Origin of the sequence: Aeromicrobium wangtongii (assembly GCF_024584515.1) — a bacterium.
GTDB classification, from domain to species: domain Bacteria; phylum Actinomycetota; class Actinomycetes; order Propionibacteriales; family Nocardioidaceae; genus Aeromicrobium; species Aeromicrobium wangtongii.
The window spans coordinates 3002551-3020416 of the sequence record NZ_CP102173.1 but is presented as its reverse complement, the minus strand read 5'-3'; the positions used below and the strand labels follow the sequence as shown (position 1 = coordinate 3020416).

Sequence of the window (17866 nt, the reverse complement as noted above, 5' to 3'; positions counted from 1 at the left end):
CGTCCGGGCTCCCACTAGGCTGGACCCATGGCAGACATCGAGATCGGCACGGCCAAGCGCGGCCGCCGTGCGTACTCCTTCGACGACATCGCGATCGTCCCGAGCCGCCGCACCCGGGATCCCGAGGAGGTCTCGACCGCCTGGCAGATCGACGCCTACCGGTTCGAGCTCCCGGTCCTGGCAGCGCCGATGGACTCGGTCATGAGCCCCGACACCGCGATCGCGCTGGGACGCCACGGCGGTCTGGGCGTGCTCGACCTCGAGGGTCTGTGGACCCGCTACGAGCACCCCGAGAAGCTGCTCGACGAGGTCGCCGCGATCGAGGGGCCGCTCGCGACCAAGCGTCTGCAGGAGATCTACGCCGAGCCCATCAAGGCCGAGCTCATCACCGCCCGGCTCAAGCAGGTGCGTGAGGCCGGGGTGACCGTCGCCGGCGCCCTGTCGCCGCAGCGCACCAAGGAGTTCGCCGATGCGGTCGTCGACGCCGGGGTCGACCTGTTCGTCATCCGGGGCACCACGGTCTCGGCCGAGCACGTCTCGGGACAGACCGAGCCGCTGAACCTCAAGGAGTTCATCTACGAGCTCGACGTGCCCGTCATCGTCGGTGGCTGCGCCACCTACCAGGCGGCGCTGCACCTGATGCGCACCGGCGCGGCCGGCGTCCTGGTCGGCTTCGGCGGGGGAGCGGCCCACACGACTCGCTCGGTGCTGGGCATCTCCGTCCCGATGGCCTCCGCGGTGGCCGATGTCGCCGCCGCCCGGCGTGACTACCTGGACGAGTCCGGTGGACGCTACGTCCACGTCATCGCCGACGGCTCGATCGGTCGCAGCGGCGACATCGCGAAGGCGATCGCCTGCGGTGCCGACGCCGTGATGATCGGCTCGCCGTTCGCGCGCGCCGTCGAGGCGCCCGGTCGCGGCTTCCACTGGGGTGCCGAGGCATGGCACCCCGAGCTGCCGCGCGGTGGCCGGGTCGACATGGGCACCGTCGGTGACCTCGAGTCCGTGCTGTTCGGGCCCTCCTCGGTGCCCGACGGCACGATGAACCTCATCGGTGCGCTGCGTCGCGCCATGGCGACCACGGGCTACACCGATCTCAAGGAGTTCCAGCGGGTCGAGGTCGTCGTCGGTTGACCGGCGACCTGCGGCTCGAGCGCGTCGCCTTCGACCAACCGGACGCGGTCGCCCTGCGCGACGCCATGGTGGACGAGGTCAACGCCGTCTACGGCTCGCAGCGTGACTACGGCAGCAACGGCGGCGCCAAGGGCATCGACCCGGCCTCGGTCGTGGCGACCATCGTCGGGTACGTCGGCGAGCGTCCGGTGGCGCACGCCCTGCTGCGCCGGCTCGGCGACGACATCGAGATCAAGCGGATGTACGTCCGTCCCGAGGCGCGCGGCCAAGGGGGCGCCGATGCGCTGATGGCGGCGCTGGAGGACGAGGCCCGCGCGGCCGGCGCGCGGCGGCTCATCCTGCACACCGGCGACCGGCAGGACGCCGCGATCCGCATCTACCAGCGTCACGGCTACACCCCGATCGAGGTGTACCAGCCGTACGTCGGCATGCCGGCGTCGCTGTGCTTCGAGAAGCTGCTGGGCTGAGCGGCGGCGGCCGGCGCTAGGAGTGCGGACGCCCGCGTTCCAGCCGGGACCGCACCGCCCGGGTGCCGAGCGCCAGCACGAGCGACGCGGCGCCGACGCCGACCACGATCATCACCAGACCGACGCCGGACAGGCCGGAGTCGTCGTCGGGCATCTCGGTCGACGCCCAGGCGATGGCGTACCCGGCGGTGGCGGCCAGGGCCACCTGCACCGCGTCACGGAACACGATGGTCGCGACCACGACGACCACCGCCAGCATCACCGCCGAGCCGATGACCTGCCAGGCCTCGTAGGGCCCGCTCGCCTCACCCGTCCGCGCGTCCACCTGGTACTCGTCGTCCCAGCCCATCCACGCCAGCCACGCGACGGCGCACAGGGCTGCCGTGACGAGCCACGTCAGTGCGCTCCTCATGCCCACGGCCCATCGGGTTGCTGGGTCGAGGTGGTGTGGCTGTGCAACGGGGACACGGGAGCTCCTGTCGTCGGGGACTGCGGTCCTTCATCCTCGCGCATCGCCCATGTACCTGTCAGGACGCGCAGCCGTCGCCTAGCATGGTGAGGCTAGCCTTACGAGGTTGCTCGATGCGAAGGAATCCCATGAAGCTCCCCCTGGCCACGGTCGGCGTTCTCACTGTCGCCGCACTGGGTCTGACGGCCTGCGGCTCCGAGTCGGGGTCCCCGAGCGCATCCGGTGACCTCACGGTCCGGGCCACCGACTCCAAGTGCACGGTGTCGGCCACGAAGCTCAAGGCCGGCCCCTCGACGTTCAAGGTCACCAACGAGGGCTCCAAGGTGACCGAGTTCTACGTCTACGCCGACGGTGACCGCATCATGGGCGAGGTCGAGAACGTCGGCCCCGGCCTGACCCGCAACCTCGTGGTCGACCTGCCCAAGGGGACGTACGAGGGTGCCTGCAAGCCCGGCATGGTCGGCGACGGCATCCGGCAGACCCTGACGGTCTCGGGTGAGGCGGCCAAGAAGCTGTCGGACTCCGAGGAGCTCACGGCCGCCGCCGACGGCTACGCCCGCTACGTCAAGTCGCAGTCCGACACCCTGATCGTCAAGACGACCGAGTTCGTCGACGCGGTCAAGGCCGGCAAGGTCGACGAGGCCAAGAAGCTGTACCCGGTCGCGCGCACGTACTGGGAGCGCATCGAGCCCGTGGCCGAGAAGTTCGGCGACCTCGACCCGATCACGGACGGCCGGGAGCCCGATGCCAAGGCCGAGGGTGTCGACTTCACCGGCTGGCACCGCATCGAGAAGCAGCTGTGGGTCGCGGGCAACACCGATGGCATGGACGTCTACGCCGACCAGCTGCTCGACAACGTCAAGAAGATCGTGGCCCTCGGCCAGGACGCGCCGCTGACGGCCCTCGAGCTCGCCCAGGGCTCCAAGGGGCTGCTGGACGAGGTCGCGACCGGCAAGATCACCGGTGAGGAGGACGAGTTCAGCCACACCGACCTGTGGGACTTCAAGGCCAACATCGAGGGATCCCAGGCCGCGATCGCCGCGTTGCGCCCCGTCCTGGAGAAGCGCGAGCCTGAGCTCGTGGCCCAGCTCGACGCCCAGTTCGCCGCGGTCGACAAGGAGCTCAACCAGCACCAGGACACGTCCACCGGCGAGTGGACGTCCTACGACAAGCTGACCAAGGACCAGGTCAAGGCGCTGTCGGACGCGGTCGCGGCGCTGGGTGAGCCGATCAGCAAGGTCGCGGCAGTCGTCGCGTCGGCAGCCTGAGCCGCCCAGGGGTGATGTGACGTGGTGAGAGCGGACGACACCGGACGGGGCATGTCCCGCAGGAAGCTGCTGGGGACGGCCGGTCTCGGCGCGCTCGCCGCCGGCGTCGCCGGAGCCGGCGCGGGCTACGCCGCGGCGGACACGTCGCCGCCCCCGGTCGCCGCCGACCCGCACGCGCTCCCGATCCCGTTCGAGGGCGTCCACCAGGCCGGCATCGTCACGCCTGCACAGGACCGGCTGTACTTCGTCGCCCTCGACCTGACGACCGAGGACCGCGACTCGCTGATCGCGCTGCTCAAGCAGTGGACGGCGGCGGCCCGCCAGATGACGCAGGGCAATGACGTCGGCGAGATGGGGGCCGTGAGCGGCTCGCCGTACTCCCCGCCGGAGGACACCGGTGAGGCGCTGGGCCTCCCGCCGTCCGGTCTGACCATCACGATCGGCTTCGGCCGGGGGATGTTCGTCGATGCGAAGGGACGTCCGCGCTTCGGGCTGGACGGCAAGCTGCCGGACCTGCTGGCGGACCTGCCGCCGTTCGTGGGGGACCGGCTCGACCCGGCCCTGTGCGGCGGTGACCTCGCGATCCAGGCCTGCGCGAACGATCCGCAGATCGCGGTGCACGCGATCCGCAACCTGGTCCGCATCGCCTTCGGCCGGGCCACGGTCCGCTACTCGCAGATGGGCTTCGGGCGCACGTCGTCGACGTCCTCGGCCCAGGTCACCGCGCGCAACCTGTTCGGCTTCAAGGACGGCACGGCCAACATCAAGGTCGAGCAGAAGAAGGACGTCGACGACTTCGTGTGGGTGCACGAGCAGGACGGGCCGGACTGGCTGGTCGGCGGCTCGTACCTCGTGACGCGCAAGATCGACATGCGCATCGAGATCTGGGACCGCGAGTCGCTGGAGGGCCAGGAGGCGAGCATCGGGCGGGCCAAGGGATCGGGCGGCCCCCTGTCCGGTGGCGACGAGTTCGCGGCCATCGACCTCGCCGCGAAGGGCGATGACGGCGAGCCCGCGATCGCCGAGAGGTCCCACGTGCGACTGGCGCACCCCGACGTCAACCACGGCGCCAAGCTGCTGCGGCGCGGCTACAACTTCGTGGACGGCTCCAACGGGTTGGGGCAGCTGTCGGCGGGCCTGTTCTTCATCGCCTACCAGCGCGATCCGGTCCAGCAGTTCGTCCAGATCCAGCGCTCGCTCGCCGGCTCCACCCGGGACCTCCTCAACGAGTACATCGTGCACGTCGGCTCGGGACTGTTCGCGTGCCCGCCCGGCGTCGGCCGGGACGGCTACTGGGGCGACAAGCTCTTCGCCTGAGGACGTCGGCGGGTGGCCCACGCGACGCCGAGGCCGATCACGACGCCGATCAGCGTCTCGACGCCGCGTTGCACCACGACGTCGGTGGTCGGCAGCGGGTGCACGAGCTGGCCCATCAGCAGCGCGAGCGGGGTGATGAAGACCAGCGCGAGGGCGTAGTTGCGCATCACGATCAGCTCGGTGACGACCTGGGCGACGATGATGACGACGACCAGTGCCGCAGAGCTCGGGTCGAAGGCCAGGATCACCGCCGTCAGGATGAGTCCCAGCGCCGTGCCGATCAGCCGGTGGACGCCGCGGAAGGCCATCTCGCGCAGCGACGGGGACGTCAGCGGGACGATCGAGGCGACCATGCCCCAGTAGGGATGACCGATGTCGAGCGCCACCGCGACGGAGCCGGTCAGCAGGGGTGCGATCAGGTGACGGACGGCGTGACGCATCGTCGAGGGCCGTCGCAGGCGCTCGGCCAGGCGGTGGTCCGGTGCCGGCACGGTCCCGGCGGGGCCGAGGCAGCCCACAGCCGTGGCGAATGCCGCGGTCGCCGTGCTGAGCGCGGCGGCGATCAGCACGGTGCTCCACGAGGCGTCCGCCTGGGTGGCGCACACCGCGAAGCCGAACAGGGCGAACAGTCCTCCGCCCGGCTTCCAGTCGGCGACATCGGCCAGCACCGCCATCAGCATCGCCGTGATCGACCCGCCGACCACGATCCAGAACGACGGGTGCGCGGACAGGGCGGCGATCGTGCCCACCGTGACGGCGACGACCAGCGCGGCGCCGGCCTGGGCCTGCTGCCGGGCACGGGCGCGCCGGGTCAGCGCCCGGCCGTAGACCGCGGCGAAGGCGCCGAATGCGCAGAAGGCCGACCACTCGAGGTGGTCGGTGGCCATCAGGGCCAGCAGCGGCACCGCCACGGAGACGCCCACCTTGGCGGCCGTCGGACCGTTCAGCACTCCCGGCCCGATGCGGCGCAGGTCTTGGGCAAGCAGGCGCAGGACGGACGGTGGCATCACCGGCAGTCTATCGACCGCACCGACGTCGGTTACCGGCCAGTAGTCATGTGACAGCGTCGATGTCATACTCAGGGTATGACCACGCTCGATGCCCCGGAAGGGCTGGCCTCGCCCGTCGGTGCGGCCCGGATCGCCGAGCTGACCCGGCTCGTCCGGTCGACCACGGGGACGTCGCGGACGGCCCGCTCGCCGATCACCGGCGAGGGGTTCGCCGAGATCCCGCAGTCCGACCCCGACGACGTCGAGGAGGCCTTCCGCATCGCGCGGCGGACCCAGACGAGCTGGGCGCAGACCTCGCTGCGCGAGCGCAAGCGTGCCCTGCTGCGCCTGCACGACCTGCTGCTGGAGCGCCAGGACGAGCTCATGGACATCGTGCAGCTCGAGACCGGCAAGAGCCGCTTCGACGCATTCGGGGAGGTGCTGCACCTGGCCCTGACGGCGCGCTACTACGGACGCCGGCTCCACCGCCAGCTGCGGCCGTCCCACCCGTCCGGGGTGTTCCCAGGGCTCACCTCGATCGAGCTGCGTCGCGTGCCGAAGGGGGTCGTCGGCATCATCAGCCCCTGGAACTACCCGCTGACGGTCGCGCTGTGCGATGGGCTCCCCGCCCTCGCGGCGGGCAACACCGTCGTGCACAAGCCCGATGCGCAGACCCCGTTGAGCGCGCTCGCCGCGGTCGAGCTGTTGCGCGAGGCGGGCTTCCCGGCCGATGCCTGGCAGGTCGTGCTGGGTGACGGCCCCGTCGTGGGCGGCGCGATCGTGCAGCGTGCCGACTACATCTGCTTCACCGGCTCCACGGCGACCGGCCGCCTCGTCGCGCAGGGAGCGGCCGAGCGGCTGGTGGGCTGCTCGCTCGAGCTCGGCGGCAAGAACGCGATGATCGTCCTGCCGGGCGCCGACCTGGGCAAGGCGGCCGCCGGCGCCCTGGCGGCGTGCTTCTCGACGGCCGGGCAGCTGTGCGTGTCGGTCGAGCGGTTGTACGTCCCCGCGGAGGCGTACGACGCGTTCTCGGACGAGCTGCTGGCCCGGGTGCGGACGATGAGCCTCGGCGTCGGCTTCGACTGGGACCCCGACATGGGATCGCTCGTGTCGCAGCAGCAGCTCGACGCGGTGTCGCGCCACGTCGACGACGCGGTCGCGCACGGTGCGACGGTCCTCGCCGGCGGTGTCCCGCGTCCTGACCTGGGCCCCTGGTTCTACGAGCCGACCGTGCTGGAGGACGTCCCACCCACCGCGCAGCTGTACGCCGGTGAGACCTTCGGCCCGGTCGTCTCGCTGTACCCGTACCGCGACGTCGACGAGGCCGTCGAGCTGGCGAACGCCGGCGAGTACGGGCTCAACGCGAGCGTGTGGGGCCCCGTGCGCGAGGCCAAGGCCGTCGCCGCGCGCATCAAGGCGGGCACCGTCAACATCAACGAGGGGTATGCCGGGACGTTCGCGAGCGTCGACGCCCCCATGGGTGGCATGCGCCAGTCCGGGCTCGGCCGGCGCCAGGGCGACGAGGGCATCTGGCGGTACACCGAGTCGCAGTCCGTCGCCGTGCAGCGCCTCCTGCCCATCACCGGGCCGGCCTCGATGGCCCGGGAGCGTTACGCCGGCCTCGTCACCACCAGTCTCAAGATCCTGAGGAGAACACCGCGTGCCTGAGCTCGACTACGACGTCCTGATCATCGGATCGGGCTTCGGCGGCAGCGTGTCCGCCCTCCGGCTGACCGAGAAGGGCTACAAGGTGGCCGTCCTCGAGGCCGGCCGACGGTTCGAGGACAAGGACTTCGCCTCCAGCTCGTGGAAGCTGCGCAAGTTCTTGTGGCTCCCGCAGCTCGGCTGCTACGGCATCCAGCGCATCGACCGGCTCAAGGACGTCCTGATCCTGTCGGGCGCGGGTGTCGGCGGCGGATCGCTGGTCTACGCCAACACGCTCTACGAGCCGCTCGACCCCTTCTACGAGGACCCCGCGTGGGGGCACATCACCGACTGGCGGTCCGAGCTCGCGCCCTACTACGACCAGGCCAAGCGGATGCTGGGCGTGTCGATCTACCCGTACGTGTCCCCGGCCGACGAGATCGTCAAGAAGGTCGCCGACCGCATGGGCGTCGGCGGGACGTTCCACCACACCCCGGTCGGGGTCTTCTTCGGGACGCCCGGCGAGACCGTGGCCGATCCGTTCTTCGGCGGGGCCGGCCCCGATCGCAATGCCTGCCTGAACTGCGGCGAGTGCATGACGGGCTGCCGCCACAACGCCAAGAACACGCTGGTCAAGAACTACCTCCACCTCGCTGAGGCCGCCGGCGCCGAGGTCCACCCGATGACGACCGTCACCGCGGTGCGTCCGCGGGCGGGGGGCGGCTACGAGATCGAGACCCGGCAGACGAACAAGCGCTTCCGCCCGCACCGCACGATCACCGCCCAGCAGGTCATCTTCTCGGCCAGCACGATGGGCACCCAGAAGCTGCTGCACGCCATGAAGGACCAGGGCCACCTGCCGAACGTCTCGGACCGGCTCGGCCTGCTGACGCGCACCAACTCCGAGGCGCTGCTCGGGTCGATCTCCGACACCAAGGACGTCGACTACAGCGAGGGCGTGGCCATCACGTCGTCGTTCCACCCCGACGAGTTCACCCACATCGAGCCGACCCGCTACGGCAAGCGCTCCAATGCGATGTCGCTGCTGCAGACCGTGCTGACCGACGGCAGCACCGACACGCCCCGCTGGCGGGTCTGGCTCAAGGAGATGTGGCGGCAGAAGACCAACCTGTTCAAGCTGTACGACCTGCGGCACTGGTCGGAGCGCACGATCATCGCGCTGGTCATGCAGACGCACGACAACTCGATCACGACGTACACCAAGCGGGGACTGACCGGGCGGCGCAAGCTGACGTCGCGCCAGGGCCACGGTGCGCCGAATCCCGCATTCATCGAGCCGGGGCACCGCGCCGTGCAGATGATGGCCGAGGAGATGGGCGGCACGCCCGGCGGCACGATCGGCGAGCCGTTCAACGTCCCGCTGACGGCGCACTTCATGGGTGGCTGCGCGATCGGCGACTCGCCGCAGACCGGTGTCGTCGACCCGTACCAGCGGCTCTACGGACACCCCGGGCTGCACGTCGCCGACGGCTCGGCGGTCTCGGCCAACCTGGGCGTCAACCCGTCGCTGACCATCACGGCGCAGACCGAACGGGCGATGGCGTTCTGGCCCAACAAGGGTGAGGCCGATCCGCGCCCCGCGATCGACGAGCCCTACCGGCAGATCGAGCCGGTCGCGCCGAAGAACCCGGTCGTCCCGCAGGACGCGCCCGCCGCGCTGCGGCTGCCGATCGTCGACGTCTCGTAGTCGCCGGCCGGAGCAGGAACACACAGGACCCGGCCCGGAGGGAGGGTCACGGGTCGGGTCCTGGTGGGCCGCGGGAGCAGCACTCGATCCAACGGGAGGGAGTGTTGTCAGATCTACCCTCTAGAACGAGGCCGCCGGGATCGGGTTACGAGCTGGGCGGCAGAAATCTGTTTCGGGCGGACCTGGCCCGGCCCGGGGGGCCGGGACGGACTGTGATCGCGCGGACGGGCGGCCGATAGACTCTCGGGGTGACCCCCGACCATGACCTTGTCCTTGTCGTCGACTTCGGGGCGCAGTACGCCCAGCTCATCGCCCGCAGGGTGCGCGAGGCGCGGGTCTACTCCGAGATCGTCCCGCACACGATGCCGGTCGACGAGATGCTCGCCAGGAAGCCCGCGGCCATCATCTTGTCCGGCGGACCGTCCTCGGTGTACGCCGAGGGTGCGCCGCAGCTCGACGCGGCCCTCTTCGAGGCTCAGACGCCGGTCTTCGGCATCTGCTACGGATTCCAGGCGATGGCCCAGGCGCTCGGCGGCACCGTGTCGCACACCGGTCAGCGCGAGTACGGCCGCACCGGCGTCAGCGTCGTCGAGCCCGGCACGCTGCTGTCGAATCTGCCGCCCACGCTGACGTCGTGGATGTCCCACGGCGACGAGGTCGTCTCGGCCCCCGAGGGATTCACCGTCAACGCCAAGTCGCCGCGCGCCACCGTCGCGGCCTTCGAGGACATCGGCCGGCGCCTCGCCGGTGTGCAGTGGCACCCCGAGGTCCTGCACAGCGAGCACGGGCAGCGCATCCTCGAGCAGTTCCTGGTCGAGATCGCCGGCTGCCGCCAGACGTGGACCAGCAGCAACATCGTCGAGGAGCAGGTCGAGCTCATCCGCGCGCAGGTCGGCGACGCGCGCGTCATCTCGGCCCTGTCCGGTGGCGTCGACTCCGCCGTGTCCACCGCCCTGGTGCAGCGCGCGATCGGCGACCAGCTGACCGCGGTGTTCGTCGACCACGGGCTGCTGCGCGAGGGCGAGGCCGAGCAGGTCGAGAAGGACTACGTCGAGGCGACGGGCGTCGACCTGAAGGTCGTCGACGCCAAGGACCAGTTCCTGCGGTTCCTGGACGGCATCTCCGATCCCGAGCAGAAGCGCAAGATCATCGGCCGTGAGTTCATCCGCGTCTTCGAGGCCGCCGAGCGCGAGGTCCTGGCCACGCCCGGGCCTCCGGTCAAGTTCCTCGTGCAGGGCACGCTCTACCCCGACGTCGTCGAGTCCGGCGGGGGAGCGGGCGCCTCCAACATCAAGAGCCACCACAACGTCGGCGGGCTGCCGGAGGATCTCGAGTTCAGCCTGATCGAGCCGCTGCGGACCTTGTTCAAGGACGAGGTGCGCGATGTCGGCCGCCAGCTCGGCATCCCCGAGGCGATCGTCGCGCGGCACCCGTTCCCCGGGCCGGGCCTGGCGATCCGCATCGTCGGCGCGGTCGACGAGGAGCGCCTGGCGATCCTGCGCCGGGCCGATGCGATCGTGCGCGAGGAGACGACCGCCGCCGGCCTGGACGGCGAGATCTGGCAGTTCCCCGTCGTGCTGCTGGCCGACGTCCGGTCGGTCGGGGTACAGGGCGACGGCCGCACCTACGGCCACCCCATCGTGCTGCGCCCGGTCTCCAGCGAGGACGCCATGACGGCCGACTGGAGCCGCCTGCCGTACGAGGTGCTCGAGCGCATCTCGACCCGCATCACCAACGAGGTCGACGAGGTCAACCGGGTCGTCCTGGACATCACCAGCAAGCCGCCGGGAACCATCGAGTGGGAGTAGCGGAGCCCGGTTGTTAGGGTCGGTCGGAGTCCACCGGAAGGCAGCACCGTGAGTCAGTCCGCTTCGCCCCGAAGCAGATCCGCCCTGATCGCCCTTGTCATCCTCGTGATCACCGTCGTCGTCGGCCTCGCGGTGTGGGCCCTGGGTGGTGACGACACCGAGTCGTCGTCCGCTGCGACCCCGCCGAGCCGCGCCACGTCCGCGACGCCGTCGACCCCGTTCCCGTCGCCGTCCGAGGCCACCACGGCCAGCCCGTCGCCGTCGCCGACAATCACGGCGGAGTGCGAGGGACCGGACACGGTGTTCAACGAGGAGGGCATCGAGCAGGACTCCCTGCTGCCCGACTGCGGCGTCGAGAAGCCCGTGACCGTGCCCCAGCAGAAGAAGTCCGGCCTCGGCCTGGCCTGCGGCGGCGAGTACCCCGTGATCCTCTACAAGACGACCACCAGCGGCGCCAAGACGTCCATCTGCGGTGTCGACAGCTCCGGCGCCGACTTCCGGCTCGTGACCAAGCCCAAGGGTGGGGCGGTCGTCGATCTCAAGGGCCGCTACGAGCCCGATCTCGACGCGTTCGTCGCCGACGACGGCGCCACGCGATACACCGTGCTTGCCTATGACGGGACGCTGCAGGTGACCAAGAACGGCAAGAAGACCAGCCAGAAGGCGTCCGACTGGATCTCGCTGGACAACGAGCCCGACACCGACTGAACCACAGCGGGGCCTGCGGTGCTCGCTCCCGTTGCGGGCCGCGGACAGGCTCTTAGGCTGGGTTCGTGGCCCAAGAACGCGAGACCCCCGCCCCCCATGTCTTCGTCATCTTCGGTGCGACCGGCGATCTTGCCAAGCGCAAGCTCTTCCCTGGCATCTACAAGCTGGCGGCCGCCGGACGCCTGCCCGACGACTACGCGATCATCGGCTCGGGACGGCACTCGCCGGGCTCGGACGAGGAGTTCCGCGACAAGATCCGCGGCTCGCTGGGCGAGTTCGTCGACGACCCGGACGGGGACGTCGTCGACGACGTCCTTGGCCGGCTGACGTTCTGCGTCTCGGACGCTGACGACGGCAAGGACCTGGCGCAGGCCGTCGAGCAGGCGCGCAAGGATCTGGGCGAGGACGCGCAGAAGCTGATCTACCTGTCGGTCCCACCGGCCGCGATGGAGCCGATGATCGGGATGCTCGGCCGGGTCGGCCTGGCCGACGACGCCCGCCTGGTCATCGAGAAGCCGTTCGGCACCGACCTGAAGACCGCCTGCGAGCTCGACGCGACCCTGAAGGGGGTCGTGTCCGAGGACCAGGTGTTCCGCATCGACCACTTCCTGGGCAAGGAGGCGGTCCAGAACATCCTCGCCCTGCGCTTCGCCAACGGCCTGATCGAGCCGACCTGGAGCCGGGAGAACATCGTCTCGGTCGAGATCGACGTGCCCGAGGAGCTCACGATCGAGGGCCGCGGCAACTTCTACGAGTCGACCGGCTGCTTCAGGGACATGATCACGACGCACCTGTTCCAGGTCCTGGGCTTCGTCGCGATGGAGCCGCCGGTCCACCTCGACGCGCTGGCACTGCGCAACGAGAAGTCGAAGGTGTTCGCCGCGATGCGACCGCTGGACCCCCAGGACGTCGTGTTCGGCCAGTACGAGGGATACCGCGACGAGGACGATGTGGCCGACGACTCCGACGTCGAGACCTTCGTGGCGCTCCGGGCGCATGTCGACACCGAGCGGTGGCAGGGCGTTCCGTTCCACCTGCGCACCGGCAAGGCGCTGGGGGCGACGCGGCGCACCATCACCCTGACCTACCGGACGCCGCCCATGGGCCGGTTCGGCGAGTACGGCTGTGGGCCCAACCAGCTCGTGCTCGAGCTGACCGACTCGCCGCGCGTCGACATCGACCTGCACGCCAAGCGCCCCGGCCCGACGATGGAGCTGATCAGCTCCACCCTGCGCCTGGACGTGTCCCAGGACGATCCCCACGACACGCCCCTGGAGGCGTACGAGCGGCTGCTGCTGGACGTCATGCGCGGCGACCAGACCCTGTTCACCCGCTCCGACGAGGTCGAACGGCTGTGGGAGGTCTGCCAGCCGGTGCTGGACGCCCGGCCTGAGACGCAGCCCTATGCGCAGGGTTCCTGGGGGCCGGACGATGCGCTGGCGCTGCCGGGGGAGCGGGGTTGGCGGTTGCCGGATGCCTGAGTCAGCCGACTGGCCGGCGATCGAGGACCACGGGCTGATCGGCGACCTGCGCACCGCGGCACTGGTGGGCACCGACGGGACGATCGACTGGTTCTGCGCGCCCCGCTTCGACTCACCGAGCATCTTCGGCGCACTGCTGGACCGGGACGCCGGCTCCTGGCAGGTCTGCCCGCACGACGGGGCGACCCGGACCCAGCAGTTCTACTTCCCCGACTCGGCGATGCTCGCCACCCGGTTCCTCACCGAGGAGGGCGTCGTGGAGGTGCACGACTTCATGCCCGTCCTGAAGGCCGGCGACAGCGAGCACCGCCAGCGCATCGTGCGCCGGGTCGTGGGGGTCCGCGGCTGCTCGCGCGTCCGGATGCGGCTGGACGCCCGACCCGACTACGGCCGAGCCAGGTGCACTGCCGAGCGGGTCGAGCACGGGGTGCTGCTGGAGGGGGACGGCGTGCGAATGGGGCTCAGCGCCTCGACCGGCCTCGACATCGACGAGGGGGTCGTGACCGCCGACGTCGAGCTGAGCACCGGCGATGTGGCCCTGTTCGTGCTGGAGGTGCTGCCCGACGGCGAGCAGCTGCACGAGGCCGCCGTTGACGACACGTCCGCCCTGTTCGATGCGACCGCGACGTACTGGCGGCGGTGGCTGTCGCAGTCGACCTACACGGGCCGGTGGCGCGAGATGGTCAACCGGTCGGCGATCACGCTGAAGCTGCTGACCCACGAGCCGACCGGAGCGGTGATCGCCGCGCCGACGACCAGCCTGCCCGAGTTCATCGGGGGAGACCGCAACTGGGACTACCGCTACGTCTGGATGCGTGATGCGGGGTTCACCCTGTACGCCCTGCAGCGGCTCGGGTTCACCCAGGAGGCCTCCGCCTTCGTCCGCTGGCTGTCCGAACGGATGGGCGGCGAGGCCGACGATGAGCACGGCCTGGGCCCCCTGCGCGTGCTGTACGACATCGACGGCAACACGCCGCGCGACGAGGTGGAGCTCGAGCACCTGTCCGGGTATGCGGGGTCCCGGCCGGTGCGCGTCGGCAATGCCGCCGTCGAGCAGCTGCAGCTGGACATCTACGGCGAGCTGGTCGACTCGGTCTACCTGTTCAACAAGTACGGCGCCGGCATCAGCAGCGATGCATGGACCGATGTCACCCGGATCGTGGAGTGGGTCGCGCAGAACTGGGAGCGCGAGGACGCCGGCATGTGGGAGGGCCGGGCCGAGCTGCGCAAGCACACGACATCGCGGCTGATGTGCTGGGTCGCGATCGAGCGGGCGATCCGGATCGCCCGACAGCGCGGCCTGCCCGGCGATCTCGGCGCATGGGCGCGCGTCCGCGACGAGATCTACCAACGGATCATGGACGAGTCGTGGGACGACGAGCTCAAGGCGTTCACCCAGGTCGAGGGCGGGACGGCGCTGGACGCCGGTGTGCTGCTGATGCCGATGGTCAAGTTCCTCTCACCCGCCGACCCGCGGTTCCTGTCGACCCTGGAGGCGATCGAGGACCGTCTGGTGGTCGACAGCCTGGTCTTCCGGTACGACCCCGAGCTCAGCCCGGACGGGCTGGACGGGGACGAGGGGACCTTCTCCCTGTGCTCGTTCTGGTACGTCGAGGCGCTGACCCGTGCCGGCCGGTTGGAGGACGCCCAGCTGGCCCTCGAGAAGATGTTCACGTACGCCAATCACGTGGGACTGTACGCCGAGGAGGTCGGTGCGACCGGCGATCAGCTGGGCAACTTCCCGCAGGCCTTCACCCATCTCGCACTGATCAGCGCCGCCATCAATCTCGACCGCGCACTGGACTCCTGACCGTCTGCGCAGCACCTCGTGCGGCCGGTTCGCAGCGACACGCCGCGCATTGGAGCGGTTTCGGTCCACAGGGATACCCACAGGCTGTGTGAATAGTCACTCGGAGCTATTTCAGGACCATCCGCCCCGCGTCTGAAGGGCCACAAGGGACTTGACATTCAGTCCTGATAGACGTCCGGGATGCCGTCCCCGTCGTCGTCGCGCTGCTCCGCCTCGGCGATCAGGCGGTAGTGCCGGTTGCGGGTTCGCAGGACCACCGCGGCCAGCAGCGCCGAGAGGATCGAGCCCGCCAGGACACCGATCTTGACGTGCTCGTCGGCCACGCTGCCGGCCCCGTAGGCCAGCTCACCGATCAGGAGCGACACTGTGAAGCCGATGCCGGCGAGCAGCGACAGCCCGGTGACGTCGATCCACTCCAGGCTCTCGTCCAGATCGGCGCGGGTGAACCGCGAGGCCAGCCAGGTCGCGCCCAGCACGCCGATCGGCTTGCCGAGGCACAGCCCCACGACGACGCCGATCGTGATCGGGTCGCTGGCGGCGGACCGCAACCCGTCCAGGCCGCCGATCGCGACACCGGCGGAGAAGAAGGCGAACACCGGGACGGCCACGCCGGCCGAGACAGGGCGCACCAGGTGCTCGAACTGCTCGGCGAGACCCGGTCCCTCGTTGCCGTCGCGGCGCAGCACCGGGACGGCGAATCCGAGCAGCACGCCGGCCACGGTCGCGTGGACGCCCGAGGCGTGGACCAGCCCCCAGGTCGCGGCCGCCAGCGGCAGCAGCAACCACCACGAGCGGATGCGTCGCTGCACCAGCAGGGTGAACAGCCCCAGCGGCACGAGCGCCGCGAGCAGCCACAGCACGTCCAGGTCATCGGAGTAGAACAGCGCGATGATCGTGATGGCGAGCAGGTCGTCGACGATCGCCAGGGTCAGCAGGAACGTCCGCAGGGCCGTCGGCAGGTGGCTGCTGATGACCGCGAGGATCGCCAGGGCGAAGGCGATGTCGGTGGCGGTGGGGATCGCCCAGCCGCGCAGCGACCCGCCGGCGTTGATCGCCAGGAACAGCAGGGCCGGCACGATCATGCCGCCGACCGCTGCGAGGACCGGGATCGCCGCCCGTCGCGGATCGCGCAGGTCGCCGGCCACGAACTCGCGCTTGAGCTCGAGGCCCGCGACGAAGAAGAAGATCGCCAGCAGGCCGTCGGCGGCCCACGCCCCGACGGTCAGGTCCAGGTGCAGCGATGACGGGCCGATCACGGTGTCGCGCAGCGTCGCATAGCCGTCGCCGACATTCGCCGCGATCACGGCAGCCACGGCGGCGATGATCAGCAGCGCCCCGCCGATCGTCTCGCGGCGCAGGATGTCGGCGATGCGGGAGGTCTCACCCCACGAGCCGCGGCCCAGCAGGCGGAACTTCGAGTTGGCCATGGGTCTCCTTGGGGGTCGACGAGATCATGCCGACCAGACTTCCCGGCGCACCGTCTCCAACCCTATCCCGCGAGCGGGAACGGGGTGGGCGAGATAGCCTGCGGCCATGCCGGACGTCGCGATTGCCGCACCGAACGAGGCCGCCGCAGACGCCGGGGAGCAGGTCGCCCGCGCCGGTGGGAACTCGGTCGACGCCGCGCTGGCGGCTGCGCTCGTGACGATGGTCAACGAGGTCGGGCTCGTCTCGCTCAGCTCCGGCGGATTCATCACGGTGCAGCCCGCCGACGGCGGTCCGCCGCAGACCGTCGACGGCTGGATGGACATGCCCGGACGCGGACGAGCGCTGGGTGGCGGCACGTGGGACATCACCACCGACTACGGAGGCGGCGTCGACATCACCGTCGGGCCCGGGTCGGTCGCCACCCACGGCTCGGTGGCCGCCTTCGAGGAGGCGCACCGGCGCTGGGGCAGCGTCCCGTGGCGCGAGATCGTCCAGCCGGCGATCGACATCGCCCGGCGCGGCTTCCGCCTCAGCACGGCGTCCCGTTACTACCTCGGCCACGCCCACCTGGAGGTGTTCGGCTGGGACGAGCAGAGCCACGCGGCCATCCACGACGCTGACGGCACGATCACGACCGGGTCGATCGTGGTGCCCGATCTGGCCGCATCGCTGGATCTCATCGCCGCCGACGGCTCGGCGGCCCTGCACACCGGCGAGCTCGCCCGCCGGATCAGCGATGACGTGATCCGCCGTGGCGGCATCCTGGGCGCCGAGGACCTGGCCGACTACCGCCCCGTCGTCCGTCCCTCGCTGCTCAGCACCGTGGGTGAGTGGACCTTCGGCACGAACCCGCCGCCGTCGGTCGGCGGGGTGTGCGTCGCCGCGATGCTGCGCCTGCTGGACGGGCGCCCGCGCGGTGAGTGGGACGCGGCTGACGTCGACCACCTGGTCCGGGTGCAGCGTGCGGTGCTCGGTCACCGGCTCGACGTGTTCGACAGCACCGACGACCTGGTGCGCGACGCCGGGGCGTTCCTCGCCCTGATCGACCGAGATCACCTCGCCGTGCTGGAGTCGGGCTCGACGGTGCACGTCTCGGCGACCGACAGCGACGGTGGAGCCTGCGCGGTGACGGTGTCCTGTGGCTACGGCTCGGGCATGATCGCCGAGGGCACCGGCATCTGGCTCAACAACTGCCTCGGCGAGCAGGAGCTCAACCCGCGGGGCCTGCACGGACTGCCCCCGGGTACCCGGCTGCTGTCCAACATGGCTCCCACCGTGGGGCACCACGTGGACGGATCGGCGCTGGCCATCGGCTCACCCGGTGCCGACCGCATCACCACGGCGATCGTCCAGGCCCTGGCCGGATTCGTCAACGGCGGCCTGGGCCTGCAGCAGGCCATCGACCACCGGCGCGTCCACCTGCACCGGGCGGGTCGCTCCGACGAGGTCATCAAGACCGAGACCGACCTGTCGATGTACTACGGCGGCGTCTCGGCGACCTTGCGGCGGCCGGGTCCCTCGACCGGCCCGGGATCCGGCGAGCTGATGGTCGCGGCAGCCGATCCGCGGCGCGACGGTGCCGTCCGCCTGGTCCACCGGCCGACGCCGGCCTCGGCCGATCTGGTGTGATGGAGC

At 70.6% G+C, this 17866-nt stretch carries 14 protein-coding genes; 11 read left to right on the top strand and 3 right to left on the bottom strand.

The genetic code is table 11. The annotated features are described in order from the left end of the window. The first annotated feature begins 27 nt into the window (after positions 1–27). Positions 28–1134, top strand: coding sequence for a GuaB3 family IMP dehydrogenase-related protein (locus NQV15_RS14770; protein ID WP_232400952.1), 1107 nt, complete (start codon positions 28–30; stop codon positions 1132–1134). After that, positions 1131–1601: a GNAT family N-acetyltransferase gene (locus NQV15_RS14765; RefSeq protein ID WP_232400954.1), complete on the top strand. Its 471-nt coding sequence runs from the start codon at positions 1131–1133 to the stop codon at positions 1599–1601. Before NQV15_RS14770 ends, NQV15_RS14765 begins: the two co-directional genes overlap by 4 nt. Positions 1602–1617: 16 nt before the next feature. Here NQV15_RS14765 and NQV15_RS14760 read toward each other — a convergent pair whose 3' ends face one another. Beyond that, positions 1618–2013, bottom strand: a complete 396-nt coding sequence (locus NQV15_RS14760; RefSeq protein WP_232400955.1) for a hypothetical protein — start codon at positions 2011–2013, stop codon at positions 1618–1620. A 185-nt stretch (positions 2014–2198) separates the two neighbouring features. On the opposite strand from NQV15_RS14760, the gene efeO reads away from it, so the two are divergent. Then, on the top strand, positions 2199–3338 hold the full coding sequence (gene efeO / locus NQV15_RS14755; RefSeq protein ID WP_232400957.1) for an iron uptake system protein EfeO: 1140 nt from the start codon (positions 2199–2201) through the stop codon (positions 3336–3338). Between the two features lie 51 nt (positions 3339–3389). Continuing rightward, entirely contained in the window at positions 3390–4655 is a 1266-nt protein-coding gene (efeB, locus tag NQV15_RS14750) for an iron uptake transporter deferrochelatase/peroxidase subunit (protein ID WP_232400966.1), read from the top strand. On the opposite strand, the gene NQV15_RS14745 is transcribed toward efeB, so the two are convergent. Then, on the bottom strand, positions 4628–5662 hold the full coding sequence (locus tag NQV15_RS14745; protein WP_232400968.1) for an FUSC family protein: 1035 nt from the start codon (positions 5660–5662) through the stop codon (positions 4628–4630). The two genes, efeB and NQV15_RS14745, sit on opposite strands and share 28 nt — an antisense overlap. A 78-nt stretch (positions 5663–5740) precedes the next feature. Between NQV15_RS14745 and NQV15_RS14740 the strand changes: the two genes are divergently transcribed. The 6 genes from NQV15_RS14740 (at position 5741) to NQV15_RS14715 (ending at position 14803) form a co-directional block, all read left to right on the top strand. Then, positions 5741–7312: a succinic semialdehyde dehydrogenase gene (locus NQV15_RS14740; RefSeq protein WP_232400970.1), complete on the top strand. Its 1572-nt coding sequence runs from the start codon at positions 5741–5743 to the stop codon at positions 7310–7312. Continuing rightward, on the top strand, positions 7305–8996 hold the full coding sequence (locus NQV15_RS14735; protein ID WP_232400971.1) for a GMC oxidoreductase: 1692 nt from the start codon (positions 7305–7307) through the stop codon (positions 8994–8996). Before NQV15_RS14740 ends, NQV15_RS14735 begins: the two co-directional genes overlap by 8 nt. 248 nt (positions 8997–9244) lie before the next feature. Further along, complete coding sequence (guaA, locus tag NQV15_RS14730; RefSeq protein WP_232400979.1) at positions 9245–10804, top strand: glutamine-hydrolyzing GMP synthase; 1560 nt, start codon at positions 9245–9247, stop codon at positions 10802–10804. A 48-nt stretch (positions 10805–10852) separates the two neighbouring features. Beyond that, on the top strand, positions 10853–11512 hold the full coding sequence (locus NQV15_RS14725; protein ID WP_232400981.1) for a hypothetical protein: 660 nt from the start codon (positions 10853–10855) through the stop codon (positions 11510–11512). 65 nt (positions 11513–11577) lie between these two features. Further along, positions 11578–12993, top strand: a complete 1416-nt coding sequence (gene zwf, locus NQV15_RS14720) for a glucose-6-phosphate dehydrogenase (RefSeq protein ID WP_232400983.1) — start codon at positions 11578–11580, stop codon at positions 12991–12993. Continuing rightward, positions 12986–14803 (top strand): glycoside hydrolase family 15 protein, encoded by a 1818-nt coding sequence (locus NQV15_RS14715; protein WP_232400985.1) that lies wholly within the window; start codon positions 12986–12988, stop codon positions 14801–14803. The genes zwf and NQV15_RS14715 overlap by 8 nt, the downstream gene beginning before the upstream one ends. A gap of 158 nt (positions 14804–14961) precedes the next feature. On the opposite strand, the gene nhaA is transcribed toward NQV15_RS14715, so the two are convergent. Continuing rightward, complete coding sequence (nhaA, locus tag NQV15_RS14710; RefSeq protein ID WP_232400987.1) at positions 14962–16230, bottom strand: Na+/H+ antiporter NhaA; 1269 nt, start codon at positions 16228–16230, stop codon at positions 14962–14964. A 106-nt stretch (positions 16231–16336) separates the two neighbouring features. Between nhaA and NQV15_RS14705 the strand changes: the two genes are divergently transcribed. Then, on the top strand, positions 16337–17860 hold the full coding sequence (locus tag NQV15_RS14705; protein ID WP_232400989.1) for a gamma-glutamyltransferase: 1524 nt from the start codon (positions 16337–16339) through the stop codon (positions 17858–17860). The last annotated feature ends 6 nt before the right edge of the window (positions 17861–17866 follow it).

Excerpts from the sequence above, each read along its gene's own strand:
- NQV15_RS14715 (WP_232400985.1), top strand. The coding sequence starts at position 12,986 with ATGCCTGAGTCAGCCGACTGGCCGGCGATCGAGGACCACGGGCTGATC.
- NQV15_RS14740 (WP_232400970.1), top strand. The coding sequence starts at position 5,741 with ATGACCACGCTCGATGCCCCGGAAGGGCTGGCCTCGCCCGTCGGTGCG.
- NQV15_RS14705 (WP_232400989.1), top strand. The coding sequence starts at position 16,337 with ATGCCGGACGTCGCGATTGCCGCACCGAACGAGGCCGCCGCAGACGCC.
- nhaA (WP_232400987.1), bottom strand. The coding sequence starts at position 16,230 with ATGGCCAACTCGAAGTTCCGCCTGCTGGGCCGCGGCTCGTGGGGTGAG.
- NQV15_RS14770 (WP_232400952.1), top strand. The coding sequence starts at position 28 with ATGGCAGACATCGAGATCGGCACGGCCAAGCGCGGCCGCCGTGCGTAC.
- efeB (WP_232400966.1), top strand. The coding sequence starts at position 3,390 with ATGTCCCGCAGGAAGCTGCTGGGGACGGCCGGTCTCGGCGCGCTCGCC.
- NQV15_RS14745 (WP_232400968.1), bottom strand. The coding sequence starts at position 5,662 with ATGCCACCGTCCGTCCTGCGCCTGCTTGCCCAAGACCTGCGCCGCATC.
- NQV15_RS14760 (WP_232400955.1), bottom strand. The coding sequence starts at position 2,013 with ATGAGGAGCGCACTGACGTGGCTCGTCACGGCAGCCCTGTGCGCCGTC.
- efeO (WP_232400957.1), top strand. The coding sequence starts at position 2,199 with ATGAAGCTCCCCCTGGCCACGGTCGGCGTTCTCACTGTCGCCGCACTG.